The following is a 19,847-nucleotide window of genomic DNA, read 5'->3' on the forward strand; positions in this document are numbered from 1 at the left end:
CGAAAAATTAACACGATAGGAATACAGCAGGCAACCAAGGTAATGCACCTCTCAGCGACTGCCTATAATTTAAAAAAATATCTGAAATTTATACATAAAAAGGTAAAAAGCGGAGCAGCTATCTTTACTTTGTCAGAATTTATAAAAACTTCGTTCTATACTCTTTTTGGCATCGATATAAAGCTCTTAAAAATCTCAATTAGATAGCAAACAGTATAAAAAAAGCCTTCTTAAAAAGGCTTAGAATACGTCGTTTTTTAAAGAATTACAGGCTTGTGCAACGGTTACCATTGTTAGCAGCTGGCTTATAATTTAGTTTCATATTCTTCTAATTTTTTCCATATGTCTATAAATTCCTTTATTCCTTCTTTTTTAAGGTCGGTATTGACAATCAAAAGCTTTCCGATTTTAGTTTCAGTGTTGAAAAACATATGGGTTGCGACTCCTGGGTCTCCACCAGTATGACCTATTTGTCCTTGCGCTGAAATACCCATAAAAACACCCATATTATATTCGTCATTATAAGCACTTTCATTTCTTTCATTATAATTTTTATCAGTCAATTGTGGTCTAAATAGTTCCTCATAACTTTGCTTATTTAAGATGCTACCATTACCATTATTACCTGCGATTAGTTCGGTTAAGTATTTCCCTAAATCAGTAGAAGAAGTAATTAAACCACCATCAGGATAATTAACCAATTGATAAAAAGCTAATTCGGTTTCTTTGTCTTTGTATAATTTAGAATGTTTTGAAAAATCTACTTCAGTAAATGACCAACCAGAATTGGACATTCCTAAAGGTGTAAGAATATGCTCGTTGGTAAATTCGTTAAATGATTGATTGGTTGCCTTTTCTATTACCAAGGCGGCTAATCCTGCGGCAACATTTGAATACTCAAATATTGCTCCCGGCTTTGTCTTTAAAAAATTATTTTTCTTATGCCATTTTCCATCTTCACTTAAAATATTCTCTAAAAATTCATCTAGGACCATTTTTTCATTAGGTAAACGAAAATTGCTATTTACTTCAGCTTCCTTATTCTCTGCTTCTTTTAAAACATATCCATTCTTCTCATATCTAGAAGGGTCTTTAATACTTGATGTGTGAGTTGCCAATTGTCGTATTGTAATTTGTTCATTAGGGAAATGTGGATTACTTACTTCGAATGGCAAGTGTTTGTTTATAGGGTCGTCTAAGTTAAGTTTTTCAAGCTCTTGAGCTTTAAGTAATGCAATGCCAATAAAAGTTTTGGAAATAGAAGCAATGTTTTGAACTGTATTATTAGTGTATTTCTTGTTTGTTTTAATGTTAGAATATCCAAACCCTTTTTCATATAGAATGCCATCTTGATTTACAATAGCCACAGAGAATCCATTAATATATTCTCTTGCGTATATTTTTTCAAGTTCTTCAGTCAATTTTATTGAGGTAGAATCATTAGTCTGACAATAAATTGTATTAACAAAAATATTTAAGATTAACGTTATAATTATTTTTTTCATTTCTATATACGGATTGTCTTGCTTGCTGGTAACAATGTTATAAAGGATATATGTCCTTTATATTCTATATGTATTCAATTATAACTGTCGAATTAAACGTTTAATTCGACAGTTATAATTTATTTTTATGCGCTGAAAATAACGTAAAATTCCCATAAAACAAAACCAACCAAATGAATACACGGTTTTGTTATTTTTACACGTGATTAAGGGTTCGGGCTAAAAGATCTCTATTGTTACTTACTCCTTCCCTAACTTGGGTACTAACCATAAATATCCCATACATACCAGAAAAAAAACAAATAATCCTATTGGGTTGATCGGTGCAACAGGTGAGCGCTGTTCAGTCTCAGCCCTCACATTGTTATAAAAAAATCTACTGTTTTTTTTGATTTTTTGGTACCTGTTACTGGACTTCCATGTTGTTGTATCCGTCACAAAATACTCCAAAACAGCCGTGGTGTCTTGTGATACCGTTATGGTATTCCAGCCTAATTCCTTGGGGTAGGTTGTACCGATCCATATGGTAGGTAGGTCAATATCTTGTCGCATCGCTATTTGATAACCTTCTTTCGTTTGTACCTCTGGTGCCGTAATGGATGTACTCATCGTAAATTGATAAGGTTGATCTTTCACCGCAAGTCGTTGATTATTTCTCCAACTAACATCTGTAACGTTCTTCTTACTGATCCTACTGATTAATGCTGCCCAAATTTGCTGGTACTGTCTTGTATTGCCTTTTAGTAATATCTCATATGTACGCTCTAACGTAGTAGTTCCTACTCTGCCTTTACCTAGATGCTGATATGCAGAAATGATTTGTTTACTATTATTTTTATGTATTGCCTGAGTCTGAAATTGATCTTTAAAAATAAAGGGATAGGTAGACATTTTAATGGTTGGCTCAGTTGATAAGGTTGTCTCTGTACTTTTTTGGTTAAGAAAACTAACATCCACGATACCTTTTGCTGATCTAAAAAAATCATTATTCGGTTGGATAAAAAGCCCTACTCCATCTTCTCTAATAGCATTTTCTAGAGCCGTTCTGGAGCGATCTCCCAGATTTTTTTGGGTATCAGCATCCAATATCACTAGATCAAAAGGTTCTAAATTATCTTTGGTAAACGTGCTCATTGGTATTCGATCCATATTAAAATACTCGAACTTATATTTTCCTTTGGTGATGCTGCTCTTCACTAATACCTGATGTCCCATTTCGGCGAGATAGTTTTTCAGGTATTTGGTTTCAAAAGTTGGAAAACTATTCACCAGTAAAATTTTTAAACTGGTACGATTCTTTGCGATTATAGGAATTGGGTTACGAGAAAGTATCGTACCCAAAGAATCCTTTTCTAACAATGAGAAGGTGTACCTACCAGCTGATTTCAGGGAGGCTGATAACTGAAATGATTGTTCGATACCTGATACCATCATAATAGAATCTAAACTATTCCCACCCGGTCCTTGCAGTATCAGTTGATTTCCTTTTTTGGGTGTATTATACAATCCCCGAAATCGAAACTGTTCTCCTACTGTTTTTTTGTAATCATACGTAAACCTAACGATTCCTGAAGGTGTATTGCCTTTTAGATAGTGTATTTTATAATTTGCTAGTTGCCAAAAATCAAAAGGTTCAATACCGTGTCCAAGCAAAAAAACGGAGTCTGATGTATTGATATTGCTAAGAATAGGCCGGTTGGCCTTATATGGAAATGTTTGTAATGGTTTATGAGCTTTTTTTAAACTATCTAACTGTTTGCTATCATACCCACTGGTCAGTATGGCTACTTTTGTTTTTTTACTAAGTATCGATCGAGCGGGTTTTAGAGCAATCAATACTAGACACCCTATGGCAAGAAAGGCTATGGTAATATTTATCCAAAATCTTGGCGTACCGACGTGCCTCCATTCCTTCCAAACAAATAGAAACCATATGATCATCGATCCAATACTTAGATACACGATCCAATTAGTATGTAAAAAAGTGATATTCCTAATCATTAATTTCTAGCTCATTTAATAATAATTCATTGATTTTGCTTGTTTGCTGTTCCTTTTTAACGGCATTCGGTTTTAACTCAGGAAGGGCAATAAGCAATCCTTTTTGTAATGCAACCAACGCGTCAGAAGGTACGTCTACATCTTCAGAAATCCACTTTAATTGCTGCAAGGTTTGTAAATATTCTCCTGGATTTTCAATAGCTTTTGCCGCTAATTCATTTCCTGCTTGTTTAAAAAGCAGTTTGTCTTCTTCTGTTATATACCCCTTATCTGCTATCAACACTTCCAATCTTTTTACCGTGTGACGTACAGCAATATAAACGTCCTCCTCTTCTAATGCTTCCTCTTTTCTATAGCTCGACACCTTACTTGTTTCCCCTGTAAGTCGTTTATCTTCCTTAATGGGTGGAGGATCAAATCCGATACGGTGTACATAGATACGCGCACTATTTTTAATTTCCTGAATCAGTTTTAAAGCTCTGTACTGATACGGCAACGATTTTTCTGGAGTATATAATCGTAAATACAATTCTGCATCCCACATTTCATTTAACGCCTGTCGTAATTTGCTTTTTAATGATTGTGTAAAAAGTGTAGACTCTTCCGGATCTTCGTGATTGTGCAGGTATTCCTCTAATGGATCTTCTTTAGACTCCTTCTCTGCTACCAGATTGTGTTCATTTTCGCTATCGTGTTTGTGTGTGTACTTTGCCAAGGGGTCTTCTTCATCGTGGTTTTCACCCTGATGATCATCTTGTTCTAGTTCCGGATTTTCTACACCTCCTTCTGCTGTGCCTCCAAATTCTGATTCATCGCCCATAAACTCTGCATACTTAAGACGCAATACCTTTTGATCAAAACCTAACTCATTACTCTTAAACTTATACTCCTTTACAGTTAGTTTTGGTTTGTCTTTCAGAAGTTTTTCTGTATCAATAATTAACTGCCGCTGACTTCTAAAATAATCTGGCATCAGGTCCACTCCCATTGTACCTTCTACTGCAAAAGTATCAGAAACTGTATCTTTTATCACTGCAAAATATGTTTCACTTCGGGATGTATTAGGTTTTGGTCGTTTACGGTCCAATGCTTCTACATAAAAATAAAGCTCATCACCTGGTTCCATATTCATTTGATCCAGATCGATCTTTTTGGACAAACTCATCTTCTTACTTCCTTTGGCAATTTTACTGTTGAAGTTTAACTTCTCTTCTCTAAACTTAACAGATTCACCGGATCCTTTACTAACGGTAGCAATAATATACGCATCAGCTATCCCAAAATCGTCAGTAATAGCCGTTGTAAAAGACACTTTTTTGTCTTCATTTACCGTAAAGGAAGTAAATTGCTTTATGCCTTTAATTTCTACTACCGGACTCTTATCTTTTATTACCTCAATTGCATACAATTCGGACACGTAGGTTTTGGCTTGCATATCCACAAATTTGAAATTATAAAAACCTGCACTTGTGAGCATTGATCCTCCAGTATAAGATCCGTCCACCAGTTTCATAGGGTAGCTATTTCCTATACTTTCCATCGTCACACTTTTGATCTCCTTATCAAACTTGATTTTCCAAGATACTTGAGATCCTTCTACTGCTTTTATATCCATTTTAGAAGTTTCGACAGAAGCCATTTGTGTATATTTTGGATATCTAATAGCTACTTGCTGATGTATCAACTTGGGTGGTTGAATTTTAGTAGAAGTAGTGTCTGTAGGTTTAAAAACAATCTCTTGTGGAGTTATGTTTGGTTGCTGTGACCCTGACATTCTATGTAATAGTTCATACTTATGGGTTACAAAGCCTATCAACACAAATATAGTAAGCACTATGATCCCTCTTAACAAATGATGAGGAGGTTTTACTGTTTTTAGTTTTTCGAAAAGCTTATTTGTAATCCTGTGTTGTTGTATTCTCGCAAGATTTGATAATTTTTCTTCAGAAACCAATAACAGACCTGTACTATATTCTGTCTCTTCAAGATGAAGGTCTACATAACTGGCTACGTTTTCCAGATTATGTCTCCAAGGTTTGATAAAAAAAAGTAGGATGCCTCCAATAACCATAAGTACTATCAAGGCCCAAAATAGTTTAAAAGATATGAGATAAGTAAGAATTGCTGGTCCTAATGCATACAATATAACTTCTAACCAAAGCATCAACTGCCATCGTCTTCTGAATCCAGCTAATATGTCTAGTCCTGTCCTCATTATTGTTTTCTCAATTTTGCTATGCTACGTTCGATCACTAACATCACCCCAAAAATGAACCAAAGCCATTTAGAAATAGCAATACGCTCAACCTGTTTTTTAGTAACTACTTGATCAACAGCTAGCGGTCTTAATTCTGACACCGCGATCGTTCGCTTATCATACGCCTGAACTTTAGCTTCAATATCTTGATGAAAATCAAATAGTTTTAAAAGTTGTTCTGAGAGATTTCTATCAACACTCTTGGTTGTATTCAGTGCCTCGGTAAGGTAAAAAATCCTACTCGAAGATCCTTCTTCAATAATAGTATTTGCGAGATCATCAGGTTGATATACTAAAAGTTTTGATCCTGTATTAGGGATTTTAGCTATGGATAACCAAACCACTAAATCAAATGCCGAAAGATCTACACCATCCAATTCCTTATCGACTTCTATAGTAATTTGCCGGTCTAGATATTTAGATATCGCTCTTAAGGAAGCTTCTATATATTTTTTTTGACCAATCAGACTATCTTGATAATGCAGTAATACTTTTGTAGGTATCTCTTTAGAGAATTCAATCATTTCCTCTTTTCCGTTTAACGGAAAAATTACACTATCCTTTGTAGTAGTGAACTTAAATCTGTTATCATCAATTGGAATTAATTCTTTCTTAAAAAACAATTGATCACGATTACTGGTCATAGCTATTAAGTGCAGCGAATCTTTCTTTTTAGTGGCTTTGATATTCTTTGTGATCGATTCTTCTGATTCTACAGGTATCCAGGTTATATGCTTATAAGTACCTGGTCTACGCCCTTTAATTCCATTTATCAATGCCTTGGTAAAAACAACAACACTATCGGTTTGTAACGTTTCCATTTCTTTGACTAATTGCCAATAATTGGGAGTTGTTACACTTTGTATACCTAAAGGATCTTTATCAAACTCAGGTAAACCTGGTTGTAAAAGTCTTAATGATTCTCCTATTTCCAAAGTATCAAGAATAGCAAGTACTCTTTCATCCTGAATTAGTGAAGGTTCTACCACATAAATTATAGGTATCGTAGTAGCTTTCTTTTTTATATGTCCCTCAGAAATGATCAGGACAAGCAGGCTTATCAATGCCATTCTAAGTATGAGCAGAAAAAACTCGTTTAACTGAATACTTCTTGATTGTTTCGAATCAGACTCACTCAATAATTTTGTACTACCCACCTTGATTGTTTTTCCTTCCTTCTTGCTCCAAAAATGTATCGCTAAAGGAATCAAAAGTCCTAAAAACGCCCATAGATATGTAGGGTTTAGAAAAAACATATCAAATTAGTTTATTTCGTTTCTTGATGAACACCTGTAATGCTTCTCCTATATGCTCGTGTATTTTGAACATATGGTAACTAATATTATTAGCTAAGAGTGTGTTTTTTGTATTCTTCATCATCTCTTCCAGGGCGATCAAGTACTTTTTTTTCGCCATTTTGGCGTCTATTTTAAGCTTTGCTCCTGTTTCTAGATCCTCAAATGTTACCGTTCCTTTATAATTGAATTCCAATTCATTCTTACCCATAACGTGTAATACTACAACCTCATTTTTAGGAGTCTTAAGCCGTTTCATAAACGTACTTAGTTCCGTATTGTGTTCATACAGATCCGTTACAAAAAAAATCATTTCTTTATGATTGCGATCGTGCAAGCTTTTAGATGCATCTGGGTTTTCTGGCCATTTCCCTTTGTTTTCAATATTGGTAAGTTCCAGTAAAAACCGGTTATAATGTTGCTTCTGAATTTTGGGATACAAATTATACAATTGATGTTCATTTAATGCAAAAAGGCCAATAGCATCTCCTTGATTTTGGGATAAATATCCTAAAGAAGCAACGAGTATTCTAGCATAATCCATTTTAGAAAGTCCATTTTCTTCGTGAAGCATAGATTTGCTGGCATCCAGAATAAATTTTATCGAAATATTTGTTTCTACTTCAGATTGTTTGATGTAATACCTACCAGATCTGGCCAACATTTTCCAATCAAGTAACCTCAAATCATCTCCAGGTTCATAATTGCGGAATTGGTTAAACTCCATTCCAGAACCTACGTGATGACTATGATGTAACCCCGACAAATATCCATCCACAATCACTCGCGCAATGAGCGATAATCCTGATACACTTTTTACAAGTTCAGGTTTTAGTAATTCGTGATAATCTTGTCTCACCTAGATTCATTTAATTTACCTACTTACTTGTTTTTTACCTTCCAACCTCAACAGCTTTCAATAAATGTCGAGTAACATCATCAGAAGTGATGCCTTCTGATTCTGCCCTAAAATTTATGATAACTCTGTGACGCAATACCGGAATTGCAACGTGTTCTATATCATCTAATGTTACCGACAGACGTCCTTTGGCTAAAGCACGAGCTTTGGCTGTTAAAATCATTGCCTGACCCGCACGAGGACCAGCGCCCCAATTCACCCATTCTTTAACGTAGGTATCGGTTGTTGTTTCGGGTCTTGTAGCCCTTATAATTTTACTAACATAGGCGATCAATTCATCACTAATCGGAACTTCTCTAACGAGATATTGTAACCTTAGAATATCTTCTCCTGATATTACTTTATTCAACGTTGTTTTCTTTATCCCAGTAGTATTTTTAAGAATCGTAGTCTCTTCTGATTCGGTGGGATATCCTATTTTTATATACAATAAAAATCGATCTTGCTGTGCTTCAGGAAGCGAAAATGTTCCGGATTGCTCGATAGGGTTTTGAGTTGCCAGAATAAAAAATGGTCTGTCAAGTTTGTATGTTTTTCCTGAATACGTAACCTCAAACTCCTGCATTGCTTCTAACAATGCTGCCTGAGTTTTGGGCGGTGTACGATTAATCTCATCCGCCAGTATGATGTTCGAAAAGATAGGTCCCTTATTAAATTTAAAGAACTTTTTACCCGTACTATAATCTTCTTCTAATATTTCGGTTCCAATAATATCCGATGGCATCAAATCCGGTGTGAACTGTATTCTTTTAAAATTCAGGTCAATAGCTTGTGCCAGCGTTCTGATCATCAATGTTTTTGCCAAACCAGGAACCCCTTCCAACAATGCGTGACCACCCGCAAGAAAAGTAATTAATAGCTGTTCTACAGTTTCTTCCTGACCTGTAATCACCTTACCAATCTCTTTTCGTAGCTTCTGAAGCTTCTCTGTAAGAATCGTTACCTCTTCTTCTATATTTACCAGTTCTTTATCCATATTCGTACTATCTTTTATGATGTTAACGCGTACATCACGATATTAACACCAAAACGGGTATTATCTATTTTATACCATCGTTTATTCCTAAAATCATAATCCCACTCACAACCATAATCTTTGTTGCTAAATAGAACCCCTATCCTACCGTTAACTTCGATTGCTTTTAAATAGTCATGCACAATATCATCACCCCATCCGTTGAGTTCTTGAGAAGTAGTTGGCGGACCGTCTTCAAACTCAAAGAATATGTTATAAATCTCATGGGTATTTGGAATCTTATTTAATGCTTGTGGTCCAAAAATATCTTCCATTTGACGCACAAATGATTTAGAAAATAATCCGTCAATATCATGATTACAATCGTCTGCAAACACAAAACCACCATTATTCACGTATTTCTTAAAATTCTCTCTTTCCTTTTTAGTAAACTGCACTAGCTTATGACCAGAGATATAACAAAATGGACTTTTGAAAATCTCATCACTAGCTAACGGAATAATTTTTTCCTGTGTATCCACTTTTAGCGTAGTATATTCTACAAGGGAATTTAATAAATTAGAAGGCATTCTTTGATCTACATCCCAATCTCCCGATTCGTATTGTAATCGTGTAAAGAAAAATTTATTACTCAATGCAATGTTGTTAAACTTAAAATTAAATCCATCCCTTTTTCGGATATTCGACTACGGTAAAATATTAGAAAAAAAAGGATTTTAAAGTATCTAAACACCATAAGTTATCATTTCGAGCGAAGCCAAAACACCTTAAAAACGCAGGCATATTTCTCAACTCTGCTCGAAATGACAAGAAATAAAACTTTAAAGAAGCGTTATTATCACTTATTTAAACGGCATCTGATAAACTTGTAAAAGTAAAGTCTCTTATTTTCATATAAGGCACCAGATTACCATCAATACGAACTTGTTTGCCCAAGGTCTCCAAGTTGTTTAACATAATAATCGGACTTTCATTAAATCTGAAATTTTTAACAGGGTGCTTTATTTTTCCATTCTCTATATAAAATGTACCATCTCTAGTAAGTCCTGTATATAAAAGTGTTTGTGGGTCTACGCTTCGAATATACCATAAACGGGTCACTAAAATACCTTTTTTAGTTCCTTTAATAAGATCATCTAAGGAAGCATCTCCACCTTGCATAATAAACCCATTAGGAAACGGAATAGGGTCAACCCCTTTCTCTTTTGCCCAAAAACGACTATATGCCAAGTTTTTTACAACTCCATTTTCAATCCAATTAATCTTTTTTAAAGACTGTCCAGCTCCATTCCACGTTCCGGTAGGTACTTCGGGGTTAAGAGGGTCAGACCATATATTAACTCTTTCGTCTACTATCTTCTCTCCTTTTTTGGTTCCGCCACCTTCTTTAGACATAAAGCTTCTTCCTTCATCTGCTGTACGTGCATTAAATGCATAAGCCATATTACCTAACAGACCAACAGAAGCTGCAGGTTCTAGGATTACTGTATATTTCCCAGGTTCTATCGCTTTTGCTTCTTTGGACATAACTGCCTTGTCTATCGCTATTTTGGATGCCTCTGCAGCATCAAACTTCGATACATCGTTATAATCTCTGGTCACCCAACCTGATCCGGTTCCATCATTACTTCTCATCGTAACGGTAAAACTAGCATTGGTTGCTTTATTATAAGCAAACAAACCATTAGAGTTAAGCATTGCACTAAATCCGGATGAATCGTTAAAAAATCCCGCTGCAGTTACATCTTTTGCTGCTGCTGGTTCAATACTACTATTAGCAACTTCGGCACGATATTCTGGTGTAATATTTGCCGTGGTATCCGAGTACGTAATAGAAGCATCGTATTTCTGTGGTCCCAAAGGCTCCATGAATTCTGGATTCTCTGGAGATAGTTTTGCCAGCTCTTCGGCTCTCTTTACTACTTTTTTTAATGATTCATCATCGAATTCATCAATAGTAGCAGTACCGGATTTCTTTCCAAAACTTGATTGTACTACCAATGTTTGATTAGAACGGTGTCCCGCTGTAGATACTGTATTTCTTGCGTAGCGGATATTACCACTTTCGCTTCCGCTTAAATTTATTTCACAAGCATCAGCAGTAGAAAAGCTCAATGCCTTTTCCATAATCTGCTTTGCTTCTTCTTTAGTATATATTGCCATGATATTTTTATTTGTAATAAGACTGTGATTTAAATTTTTCTACCTGTGTTGATCACATTTACGCCGTTAAAACGCGTGGTAGAACTTCCATGAGATACAGCACTTACTTGCGAAGGCTGTCCTTTACCGTCAAAGAATGATCCGAACATTCGGTAATCATCTTTGTCACATATCTTTGCACAAGAATTCCAGAACTCTTGTGTATTGGACTGATACGCCACATCATCCAGCATACCTACAATTTTCCCATTTTTTATTTCGTAAAATACAGTTCCACCAAATTGGAAATTGTATCGCTGTTGATCAATAGAATAAGAACCTCTACCTGCTATGTAAATTCCTTTTTCGACATCCTTGATCATATCATCGATTGCGTACTTTTCTTTACCTGGCTCTAATGATACATTAGGCATACGTTGGAACTGTACATCATTCCAACTTTGAGAATAACAACAACCGTGAGATTCATTTTGATCAATCATGTGAACCTGATCTCGTATTGCCTGATAATTAGTCAGTATACCATTTCGAACTAAATCCCATTTCTTAGTTTTTACTCCTTCATCATCATACCCTACAGCTCCTAGAGAACCGACTTGTGTTTTATCGGCTACGAGATTTACGATATCACTACCATATTTAAAATCTTTGGATTTCCATTTATCCAGAGTTGCAAAACTTGTTCCTGCATAATTAGCTTCATACCCTAAAACTCTATCCAGTTCTAATGGATGTCCTACAGATTCGTGGATGGTCAATCCTAAATGATTGGGTTCTAATACTAAATCATATTTCCCAGCTTCTACCGATTTTGCAGTCAGTCTCGCTTTTGCTTGTTTAGCGGCAATAGTAGCATCTTCTACGATATCGTAACTATTCCTATATAAATTTAATCCTTCAGGACCTTTTAATTTCTCTGAAGCTAATCCATCCATATATTCATATCCCATGCCCATTGGAGCACTCATTGCCTGTCGGGATTTAAATTTCCCAGTACCCTTGTCAATAGCCGTTACTGTAAATGTTGGCCAAATACGATGTACATCTTGATCAATATATGATCCATCCGTAGAAGCAAAATATTTTTGCTCATTAACCATAAAAAGTCCTGAGTTTACATAGTTTGCACCGTTATTTATGGCAGCGGCATTTGCAGAAAGCAGTAAATCCACTTTTTCTGAAACCGGAACATCTTTAAAATCCTTTTTAATCGGGGTTTTCCAGGTAACTTCTCCGTGGGATTTTACAGGAGCTAGTTTTACTTCTTCTTTTTGAATCTTAGAATTTGCCTTCGCTATTGCTACAGCTTGATCTGTTGCTTTTTTGATTCCGTCTTCGGTAACACTATTTGTTGATGCAAATCCCCATGTACCGTTAACAATTACCCGAATACCTATACCAAATGATTCTGTATTCACTACATTCTGAACTTTGTCTTCTCTAGTAAATACATATTGATTTAGATACCTTCCTATTCTAGCATCTGCGTACGTTGCACCTAATGATTTTGCCGTATTCAGTGCGACATCTGCCATTTTTTTCTTAATGGCTACATCCATTCCCGGCTGAAGCAGTGCTTCTGCGGATATGTCATTTCCCAGAAGTAGTGAGGGCATCATTAAGGCTCCTGCACCTAATCCTGTGTATTGAATAAAATCTCTGCGTTTCATAAACCTCTTTTTTGATTGAGTGAATAATAAAATAAGTCTGATGAACTTTATCTTGCAATAATTGCTTTAGTTTATAATATACTTGACCATAATCCTAAAGTTTTGTTACAAGACTAACTTCCGTTAGCTTTAAAAGTAGAAAAATTAAATTAAAGCACCATATACTATTTAATCCATTTCAGGTAATTTGAAGTGATAGATTCCGCATCAACAAAAACACAAACACTCTTTTTTAAATAACTGATATACAAACTATTAAATACAATTTTCAAAATAAAAAATTCTCAAAAAAACACACAAAACTATGCCAAAAATCCACAAAAACCACCTTTGCTTAAATTTTTGTTAAACTTTTCAAGGTGTATTTTATCAAATACTCAAAAACAGTAATATCTAACAGTTATGAAATATATCATGGCAATACACAACTTATAAATTAGGTTGTTTTCGTCATTTTATAATTTATATAAGTTGGTGATACCCGGAAATAATAAAATCTACTTAATAATTCTTTTGTCTACAGTAATAATTATTGCTATTGGTTTGAATATTGAAGGGTACTTCTTTATTTTTTTGATAATTTTAATTGGATTTTTATTTCGAATCAAAAATTGAAATGAGACAAAACATTATAATATATTAGTTAAAAAACTGAAGTAATGCTATGATTTCGGAAAAAGAATTCTGATTATTTTAAGCTGGCATCATTAACATTTATGTCTGCATCAACTTATGTCATAGGTAAGCTGGGATATATGCTATTTTTTTTTATATATTTACCCCAAAACTGTTAAATTAAGACTATGATTCATACTTTTTTTAAATAATGGTCATGATTAACATTTTTACTTTTATAATAAATTATTGAGTTATGGAATTAATGGAGAAAGCACGTGAGTTTGAGGGCAGAAGTATGAGCAATATGTCCACTAGTGATAGAGTTGAAGCATCTAGAGAGGCCAAGGATCTAGTTTTGAGCCTTAATGAAATCTACAAACAAAACAAGGATCCTGAGATTATGGAGATGATGAAGAGCATTACAGCCAAGAAACAAAAGATAGAAAAAAGATTAAAGGGTAGACCTGAAGTATAAAAATTAAATGCATTACATATTTAATCGTGTTTATTGAAAATAATAGACCAATAAACATGATCTTCTATTCAGGAATTGTGAAATAAAAGGTTGTTCCTTTTCCTTCTTCTGATTCCAACCAAATTTGGCCTCCGTGAGATTCTACAATTTTCTTACAATGCGCTAAACCTATCCCTGTACCCTGATATTTTTCTCTGGAATGCAATCTTTGGAAAATAGCAAATATTCTATCCTTATGAATATCTGGGATTCCAATACCATTATCTTTTACTGAAAATTCCCAAAATGGATTTGCTGCTTCTTTACCTTCTCTAAAAGTTGCTGCAATATGAATTTGGGGAATGGTATTTTCTTCCATAAATTTAATGCCATTGCTTACTAGATTTTGTAGTAAAAGTCGTAACTCAATTTCATTTCCGTTAACCGCAGGTAAATCGTTGGAATATATAGAAGCATTCGTTCTTTCCAAAATATTTTTAAAATCGCCTTTTAATTCTTTTAAAACAAGATTCATATCCACTTTAGAAAATTCTTTTGTTCTTCCGAGTCTAGAATATTCTAATAGAGAGTCAATGAGTTTTTTCATTCGGATACTGGCATCTTTAATAAAATTCAGACTTTCTTTTCCTACCTCATCAAAACTATCTCCATAGTCTTCAGATATTAAACCTATAAAACTAGAGATCGTATTTAGTGGTTCTTGCAAATCGTGACTAGCGATATATGCAAACTGCTCCAACTCTTTATTTTTAGATTCCAATACTAAGGATTGCTCGTGTATTTCTTTATTTTTTTGTTGCAATACAGTATTTAATTGCTTCTTATTAAGATAATTTCTATATATAAAAATACCTGTCGTTATCACAATAATGATCAGTGCAATTAAAGACCAGTTTATTTTTCTTTGGTCCTCAATTTCAGAAAGTTGTTCTCCGAGTATGGTTTGTTGTTTTTTAATTTGATTATTTTGCTGGCTCAAATACTCTTGTTGTTTTTTAATTTTTTCCGTACTTGCTTTGATACTTTTATCCTGATTTTTAATAAATGTAACCTGATCCCGGATATTTTTCTCTAATTCTTTCTCAATCAGAAGTTTTTCTTCATATCTTTTTTCTTGTATTACACTTTCATTAGATAATTCTTCGATCCATTTATTCCGCTCATTAATATATTTTTCACTGGTATCAATAGCTTTTTCTTGAATAACAATCTTCTCTTCTTGTTTTTTAATTTGTTCTTCTTTGTCTTTAATAATAGCTTTTTGTTGTTCATTTTCATCCAACATTTTTTCTAAAGAATCTTCTGTAGATTTGAACAAGTTTTTCCATTTTTGGGCAGACGTAATAGCGTATTGCTTTAGCGAAGGAGCAATCTGAAAATCTTCATCTCTTATACGTTTTTCATTGATTTCATACTCAAATGAATTACCAACATTGACCATGTTAATCATAGAAACATTATAATTATAATTTTCGGTAACCAGGAGCGTATTTTTATTGGCAATTTTATTCAGAATATAATGTATATCGTAGTTAAATTTGTAGTTGACATATAATAGCTGAACATCTTTTACGTTTTTTACTGACTGAAAGCGGATAATTTCAATAGGTTTTCCAAAAATTGTTCGTTTCTGCGCCATTGATTTCAGGTCTAAAATTGTTCGATCTGGCCCCAAAACACCAATCTTAAATATCTCTATTTCGTCCATTTCTGGCCATCCTAACTGTTGCGCAAAGTTATAAATGAATATAGTACGCTGTACTCTTTTAACCTCTTCATTATTTATACTTTGCCCCTTTGCATCTAGGGATCCAAAAAGAAAAAAGAAAATAAATACAACCGATAATCTGAGCATATTGAACAATAAAAAATGTAGTGTTTTATGGTAGCTATTCATCATAATCTTAGCAGTAATCGAAAATAATAATTAGCTCCATGAACTCCGAACTGTTGTACTCTTCTACTATAGAGAAAATTGCCATTATTCGTGTTCGCAGAATGTTTATGTTGGTCGGGATATACATCAAAAATATTATTCCCTCCAAAAGTACATCTAACATAATCACTAAACTGATATGAGATAGAGAGGTCTGTCGTCATTTTAGGAGAAAATCTTTGATCTCTGGATTCAATGATACCAGTAAATTCATTTAACACCCAATTTGACTGATCTCCATCATCTGGATGCATAAACTTTACAGCACCAAAAAATGTATTCACCAGCTGCAAACGAAATTTACTAAATTCATAAGACACCTGAGAATTCATTTTATAATTAGGTTGAGCAGATTCTACTCGTGCAATTTCCTCCCGGTTAAATAAAACATCTTCCTGCCCAATGAGAGAGGGAGATACTTTAATTCGTCCTCTTACTTTCGTATCTGTGAAATTAGCTCCTAAAGAAGCATCCAACTTACCTGTACCCAATGTAGTTTTGTAAACAACACCAACATCTGCACCCGATGTTCTGGAATCTATAGCATTTGTAAAAAATTGTGCTGCCCCAACACCAAAAGGCTCCAGAATAGCCTCATAGCCTTCAGCGAATTGACCAGAAAGCACGATCCTGTCATCTATATTGATTAGGTAATAATCAAAAGTAAATGTAAAATTTTCATTTACTTTTCCACTTAGACCTGCACTAAAATGTCTGGATAATTCAGGCGTTAGTTTATTAATCTGAAATGCTTCTGTGGCTATAGCACTCTCGTTATTAAAGGTTCCTACCTGAACACTTTCTCCATTAATAAACTGTGTACTTATGTTCTGAAAAAAAACCTGATGTAAAGAAGGTGCTCTAAAGCCTGTAGAAAATCCAGTTCTAACACTAATATTATCATTAATTCTATATCTACTGGAAAGTTTCCAGATAGCCTGACCACCAAAGTCATTATATGCTTCGTACCTTGCTGCTGCTTTTACTAAGAGTTTCTCTGTAATATTGGTCTCTATATCTAAATATGCAGAACTATTGGTTCTAAAACGGTTTAGTTCATTTTCTGGTTGAAAACCTGGAAACACTTGTGCTCCTGCTGCTCTTGGAAGCTCATCTCCTGACTCATTGAAATAGGTGCTGCCGCCGTCTACAAAAGACGCTTCTTCTCCGGCAATAATTTGATAGTTTTCTACTCTAAGTTCTGCACCAAAAGCGATATTAACCCCTTTAAGCCAATCAAATGTTTTAGAAAGATCTAGATTGGTAGTGTTTTGTTGATATTTAAACCCACCTGCATAAAAAGTTCTTGGAGAAGCTGCACCAAGTGAAGCGTTATTAGAGTTATTAACCGTATAGTCTAAACTATTAGCGCCAATAGTGTGACTGAAATCTACGTTCCATCCATTTTTTATTCCCTTGATTCCACCCGCAATAACATCGTCCTGAATATCAGTTAATATCTGTGGTGAAAAACCATTAGGAAACAATTCTGGCACTACTCTATCCTGATCTTTGGGAAACCTATAAAACCCAGCGGCCATACCTTCTCTGTAGTTTCTTCCTCCTTGCAAATAAAAAGTAGCGTTATCAGACATTTTAATTTCTCCATTGATTGCCAGAGCGAGATTCTGCGTTTCGGCGCTTCCAATTTCCATCACTCTACGTCCGGAGTAACCTGTTTGATTAAAAAAATTGTTTTCTTCGATCAACTGTTCGTCTTCTAACACGTCATCTGTGTAAACAGTTCCGGAATAATTGCCAGCTCTGTTTACGGATTCTCTGTCCCTATATTCTGCGGTAACATTAATAAACCCCTTTTTCCCAATTTTTAAGCCAAAATTAGCAGCAGAATACGTAGTAATCCCATCTCCTTCAGTTGTGATACCTACTCGGTTATCTACACGAATAACTTCGGTTTGCTTTTTTAGTATAATATTAATTACACCAGCAATAGCATCAGATCCATATTGAGAAGTGGCACCATCTCTTAATATTTCTATACGTTCAATAGAGGCGATGGGTATTGCATTAAAATCAGTACCAACCGTACCTCTTCCTACAGTTCCATTTACATTAAGCAAAGAACTGTTATGTCTTCTTTTTCCATTCACTAAAACCAACACCTGATCGGGTCCAAGACCTCTTAAAGTGGCAGGATCAATATGATCCGTACCATCCGCAATGGTTTGATGTGTAGCATGAAAAGATGGCACTAGATAGTGCAAAATTTGACTTAATTCTATCTGAGGTGAGTTCGTAATTTCTTGTGGAGATATAATGTCTACAGGAGCTGTAGTTTTGAGAAGAGATCTTGGTTTTGCTCTAGAACCTATTGATATGGGTTGATCCATAGAGAATCCCGTTTCCAATAAAAAATCTACCTGCGCAGTTTCTCCTACTTTAACCAATATTGTCTTAGAAATAGAGTTATACATAACAAACCCTGCTGTTATTACATATTCCCCTTCCTCAACATTTAGTATATAATTACCATTTACATCTGTTGTTGTATTTTGGCTTAATCCTTCTATACTTATCATTGCGCCAGGTAAACTACCAAATTGATCGGAAACATTACCAGAAATTGTGGCCCGGGACTGAGAAAAATTAATTTGTGTAAAACAACAAAAAATTACAGCAAAAAAATAGGTATACTGCATTCTAAAAATATGGAGTTTATATCTAGGACAAGATAAATCATAATACAAAAAGAATCTTTGTTTTAAGAATAATATTGACCAGCTTTTTTTTATTATACTTGTCATCATTAAACCCTATTATCTCTGTTGAAAAGGCTCGCATTCTTCCTGAAAATATTTTTCTACGATTCCTTTAACGATTTCTGTAGTTAGCATTTTCTCTTTAAATTCTTTTACATAGGGAAAACTGTATGCTAATTTTTCTTCTTCGGGACTTAGAGTAGCTCCAATCATTAAGACAACGACTGTTTTTAAAAGTTGATCATTAAACTTTCGAAGTTCTGATAAAAATTCCCATCCATTCATTACCGGCATATTGATATCCAGAAAAATAATTTCTGGAATATCACCAGAATTTATAATTTGTAGTGCTTCTTTTCCATTTTCTGCCACTAAAATATCTTGTGCACATTTTGTTTTATTAACAATGGTTTTATTAAAGAAATTAGTAGCCGTACTATCATCTACTAATAGAATTTGTTTTATTTTTTCCATATTAAATAATTAAACAAGAAACGGTTTCAACTGCTTTACCTTATGATACTCCCTCCGGTTATGATGATTTAAAAGATAAACTTTCGTTTTTTACAAATTAACTTTCTTTCAAAAATCTCGGCAATAATAAAACCTTAGAACATTTCTCTTTAGAATACATAAAAGTTACTTATAGCATTACCGATTAAACGCAAAAACAAACGATAAAGTGTTTAATGTTTAGTAAAACAAAAAAGTAATATCTAATCATATCTAAAAATTTAACAAAATCAATATACTCTACACCTTATCAAATAATATTTTAACGAACTTCCAAAAAAATTATTTAATAACTATACTTTTTGAAAAATGTTTTTCCAAAACACCATCTAGTAAATCCAGTGATAATGGTTTGTTAATAAAATCATCGACTGAGTGATTTTTAATGGATTGATTAACGTCATCAGGGTTTGAAGAGGTCGACAGTAAAATTACTTTTATTCCTTTAGTAGTACGTTCATCTAATTTAGAAAACTCCACCAAAAACTCCCAACCGTTCATCGCCGGCATATTAATATCCAGAAAAATAAGATCTGGTTTTATTGCAGTTTGCTTCTTTACATTAGCGAGATATTCTAACGCAGCTTTCCCACTCTGCACCGTATTAACATAATCAAAACTATTGTGTCGGGTTACTACTCTTTGATTAAAGAAATTTGTGGCCTTATCATCGTCGATTAATAAGACACAGGGGATTGATTTCTCCATAACGTTTTCCAATTACATTCAAAAAAACTAAACTTATTTGACATAGGCACCATAAAATCAGACTTTTCAAAGTAGTTTTCGTTCAAAAACC

Annotated in this window: 15 protein-coding genes; 2 read left to right on the top strand and 13 right to left on the bottom strand. The window is 34.2% G+C overall.

Annotated elements, in window-relative coordinates; translation table 11 throughout:
• A partial coding sequence (locus tag ACWGOQ_RS09805; protein WP_458202690.1) for a hypothetical protein occupies window positions 1–207 on the top strand: 207 nt, incomplete at its 5' end.
• Between the two features lie 98 nt (window positions 208–305).
• Here the strand turns inward: ACWGOQ_RS09805 and ACWGOQ_RS09810 are convergent.
• The 9 genes from ACWGOQ_RS09810 to ACWGOQ_RS09850 form a co-directional block, all read right to left on the bottom strand.
• The gene (locus tag ACWGOQ_RS09810; protein WP_452058378.1) at window positions 306–1,505 is read right to left on the bottom strand and encodes a serine hydrolase domain-containing protein; all 1,200 of its coding nucleotides are present in this window, start codon (window positions 1,503–1,505) and stop codon (window positions 306–308) included.
• 240 nt (window positions 1,506–1,745) lie between these two features.
• Complete coding sequence (locus ACWGOQ_RS09815) at window positions 1,746–3,506, bottom strand: hypothetical protein (protein ID WP_452058377.1); 1,761 nt, start codon at window positions 3,504–3,506, stop codon at window positions 1,746–1,748.
• Complete coding sequence (locus ACWGOQ_RS09820) at window positions 3,499–5,721, bottom strand: tryptophan-rich sensory protein (RefSeq protein ID WP_452058376.1); 2,223 nt, start codon at window positions 5,719–5,721, stop codon at window positions 3,499–3,501. Before ACWGOQ_RS09820 ends, ACWGOQ_RS09815 begins: the two co-directional genes overlap by 8 nt.
• Complete coding sequence (locus ACWGOQ_RS09825) at window positions 5,721–7,019, bottom strand: BatA domain-containing protein (RefSeq protein WP_452058375.1); 1,299 nt, start codon at window positions 7,017–7,019, stop codon at window positions 5,721–5,723. The genes ACWGOQ_RS09820 and ACWGOQ_RS09825 overlap by 1 nt, the downstream gene beginning before the upstream one ends.
• Window position 7,020: 1 nt before the next feature.
• Window positions 7,021–7,917, bottom strand: a complete 897-nt coding sequence (locus ACWGOQ_RS09830) for a DUF58 domain-containing protein (protein ID WP_452058374.1) — start codon at window positions 7,915–7,917, stop codon at window positions 7,021–7,023.
• 34 nt (window positions 7,918–7,951) lie between these two features.
• Window positions 7,952–8,953 carry an AAA family ATPase gene (locus ACWGOQ_RS09835; protein WP_452058373.1) on the bottom strand — a complete coding sequence of 334 codons (1,002 nt, stop codon included), beginning with the start codon at window positions 8,951–8,953 and terminating at the stop codon, window positions 7,952–7,954.
• A gap of 14 nt (window positions 8,954–8,967) precedes the next feature.
• On the bottom strand, window positions 8,968–9,588 hold the full coding sequence (locus tag ACWGOQ_RS09840) for a DUF4159 domain-containing protein (protein ID WP_452058372.1): 621 nt from the start codon (window positions 9,586–9,588) through the stop codon (window positions 8,968–8,970).
• Between the two features lie 211 nt (window positions 9,589–9,799).
• Complete coding sequence (locus tag ACWGOQ_RS09845) at window positions 9,800–11,116, bottom strand: TldD/PmbA family protein (RefSeq protein WP_452058371.1); 1,317 nt, start codon at window positions 11,114–11,116, stop codon at window positions 9,800–9,802.
• Window positions 11,117–11,145: 29 nt separating this feature from the next.
• Window positions 11,146–12,786: a TldD/PmbA family protein gene (locus tag ACWGOQ_RS09850; RefSeq protein ID WP_452058370.1), complete on the bottom strand. Its 1,641-nt coding sequence runs from the start codon at window positions 12,784–12,786 to the stop codon at window positions 11,146–11,148.
• Between the two features lie 871 nt (window positions 12,787–13,657).
• Here ACWGOQ_RS09850 and ACWGOQ_RS09855 point away from each other — a divergent pair.
• Window positions 13,658–13,879 carry a hypothetical protein gene (locus ACWGOQ_RS09855; RefSeq protein WP_452058369.1) on the top strand — a complete coding sequence of 74 codons (222 nt, stop codon included), beginning with the start codon at window positions 13,658–13,660 and terminating at the stop codon, window positions 13,877–13,879.
• Between the two features lie 64 nt (window positions 13,880–13,943).
• Here the strand turns inward: ACWGOQ_RS09855 and ACWGOQ_RS09860 are convergent, their stop codons facing one another.
• The 4 genes from ACWGOQ_RS09860 to ACWGOQ_RS09875 all read right to left on the bottom strand — a co-directional run bounded on the left by ACWGOQ_RS09860 (window position 13,944) and on the right by ACWGOQ_RS09875 (window position 19,756).
• Window positions 13,944–15,779, bottom strand: a complete 1,836-nt coding sequence (locus tag ACWGOQ_RS09860; protein ID WP_452058368.1) for a YfiR/HmsC family protein — start codon at window positions 15,777–15,779, stop codon at window positions 13,944–13,946.
• Entirely contained in the window at window positions 15,776–18,475 is a 2,700-nt protein-coding gene (locus ACWGOQ_RS09865; RefSeq protein ID WP_452058367.1) for a TonB-dependent receptor, read from the bottom strand. The genes ACWGOQ_RS09860 and ACWGOQ_RS09865 overlap by 4 nt, the downstream gene beginning before the upstream one ends.
• Before the next feature lie 117 nt (window positions 18,476–18,592).
• On the bottom strand, window positions 18,593–19,009 hold the full coding sequence (locus tag ACWGOQ_RS09870; protein WP_452058366.1) for a response regulator: 417 nt from the start codon (window positions 19,007–19,009) through the stop codon (window positions 18,593–18,595).
• Between the two features lie 321 nt (window positions 19,010–19,330).
• The gene (locus ACWGOQ_RS09875) at window positions 19,331–19,756 is read right to left on the bottom strand and encodes a response regulator (protein ID WP_452058365.1); all 426 of its coding nucleotides are present in this window, start codon (window positions 19,754–19,756) and stop codon (window positions 19,331–19,333) included.
• Between the last annotated feature and the right edge of the window lie 91 nt (window positions 19,757–19,847).

Source organism: Aquimarina ulvae (assembly GCF_053613295.3).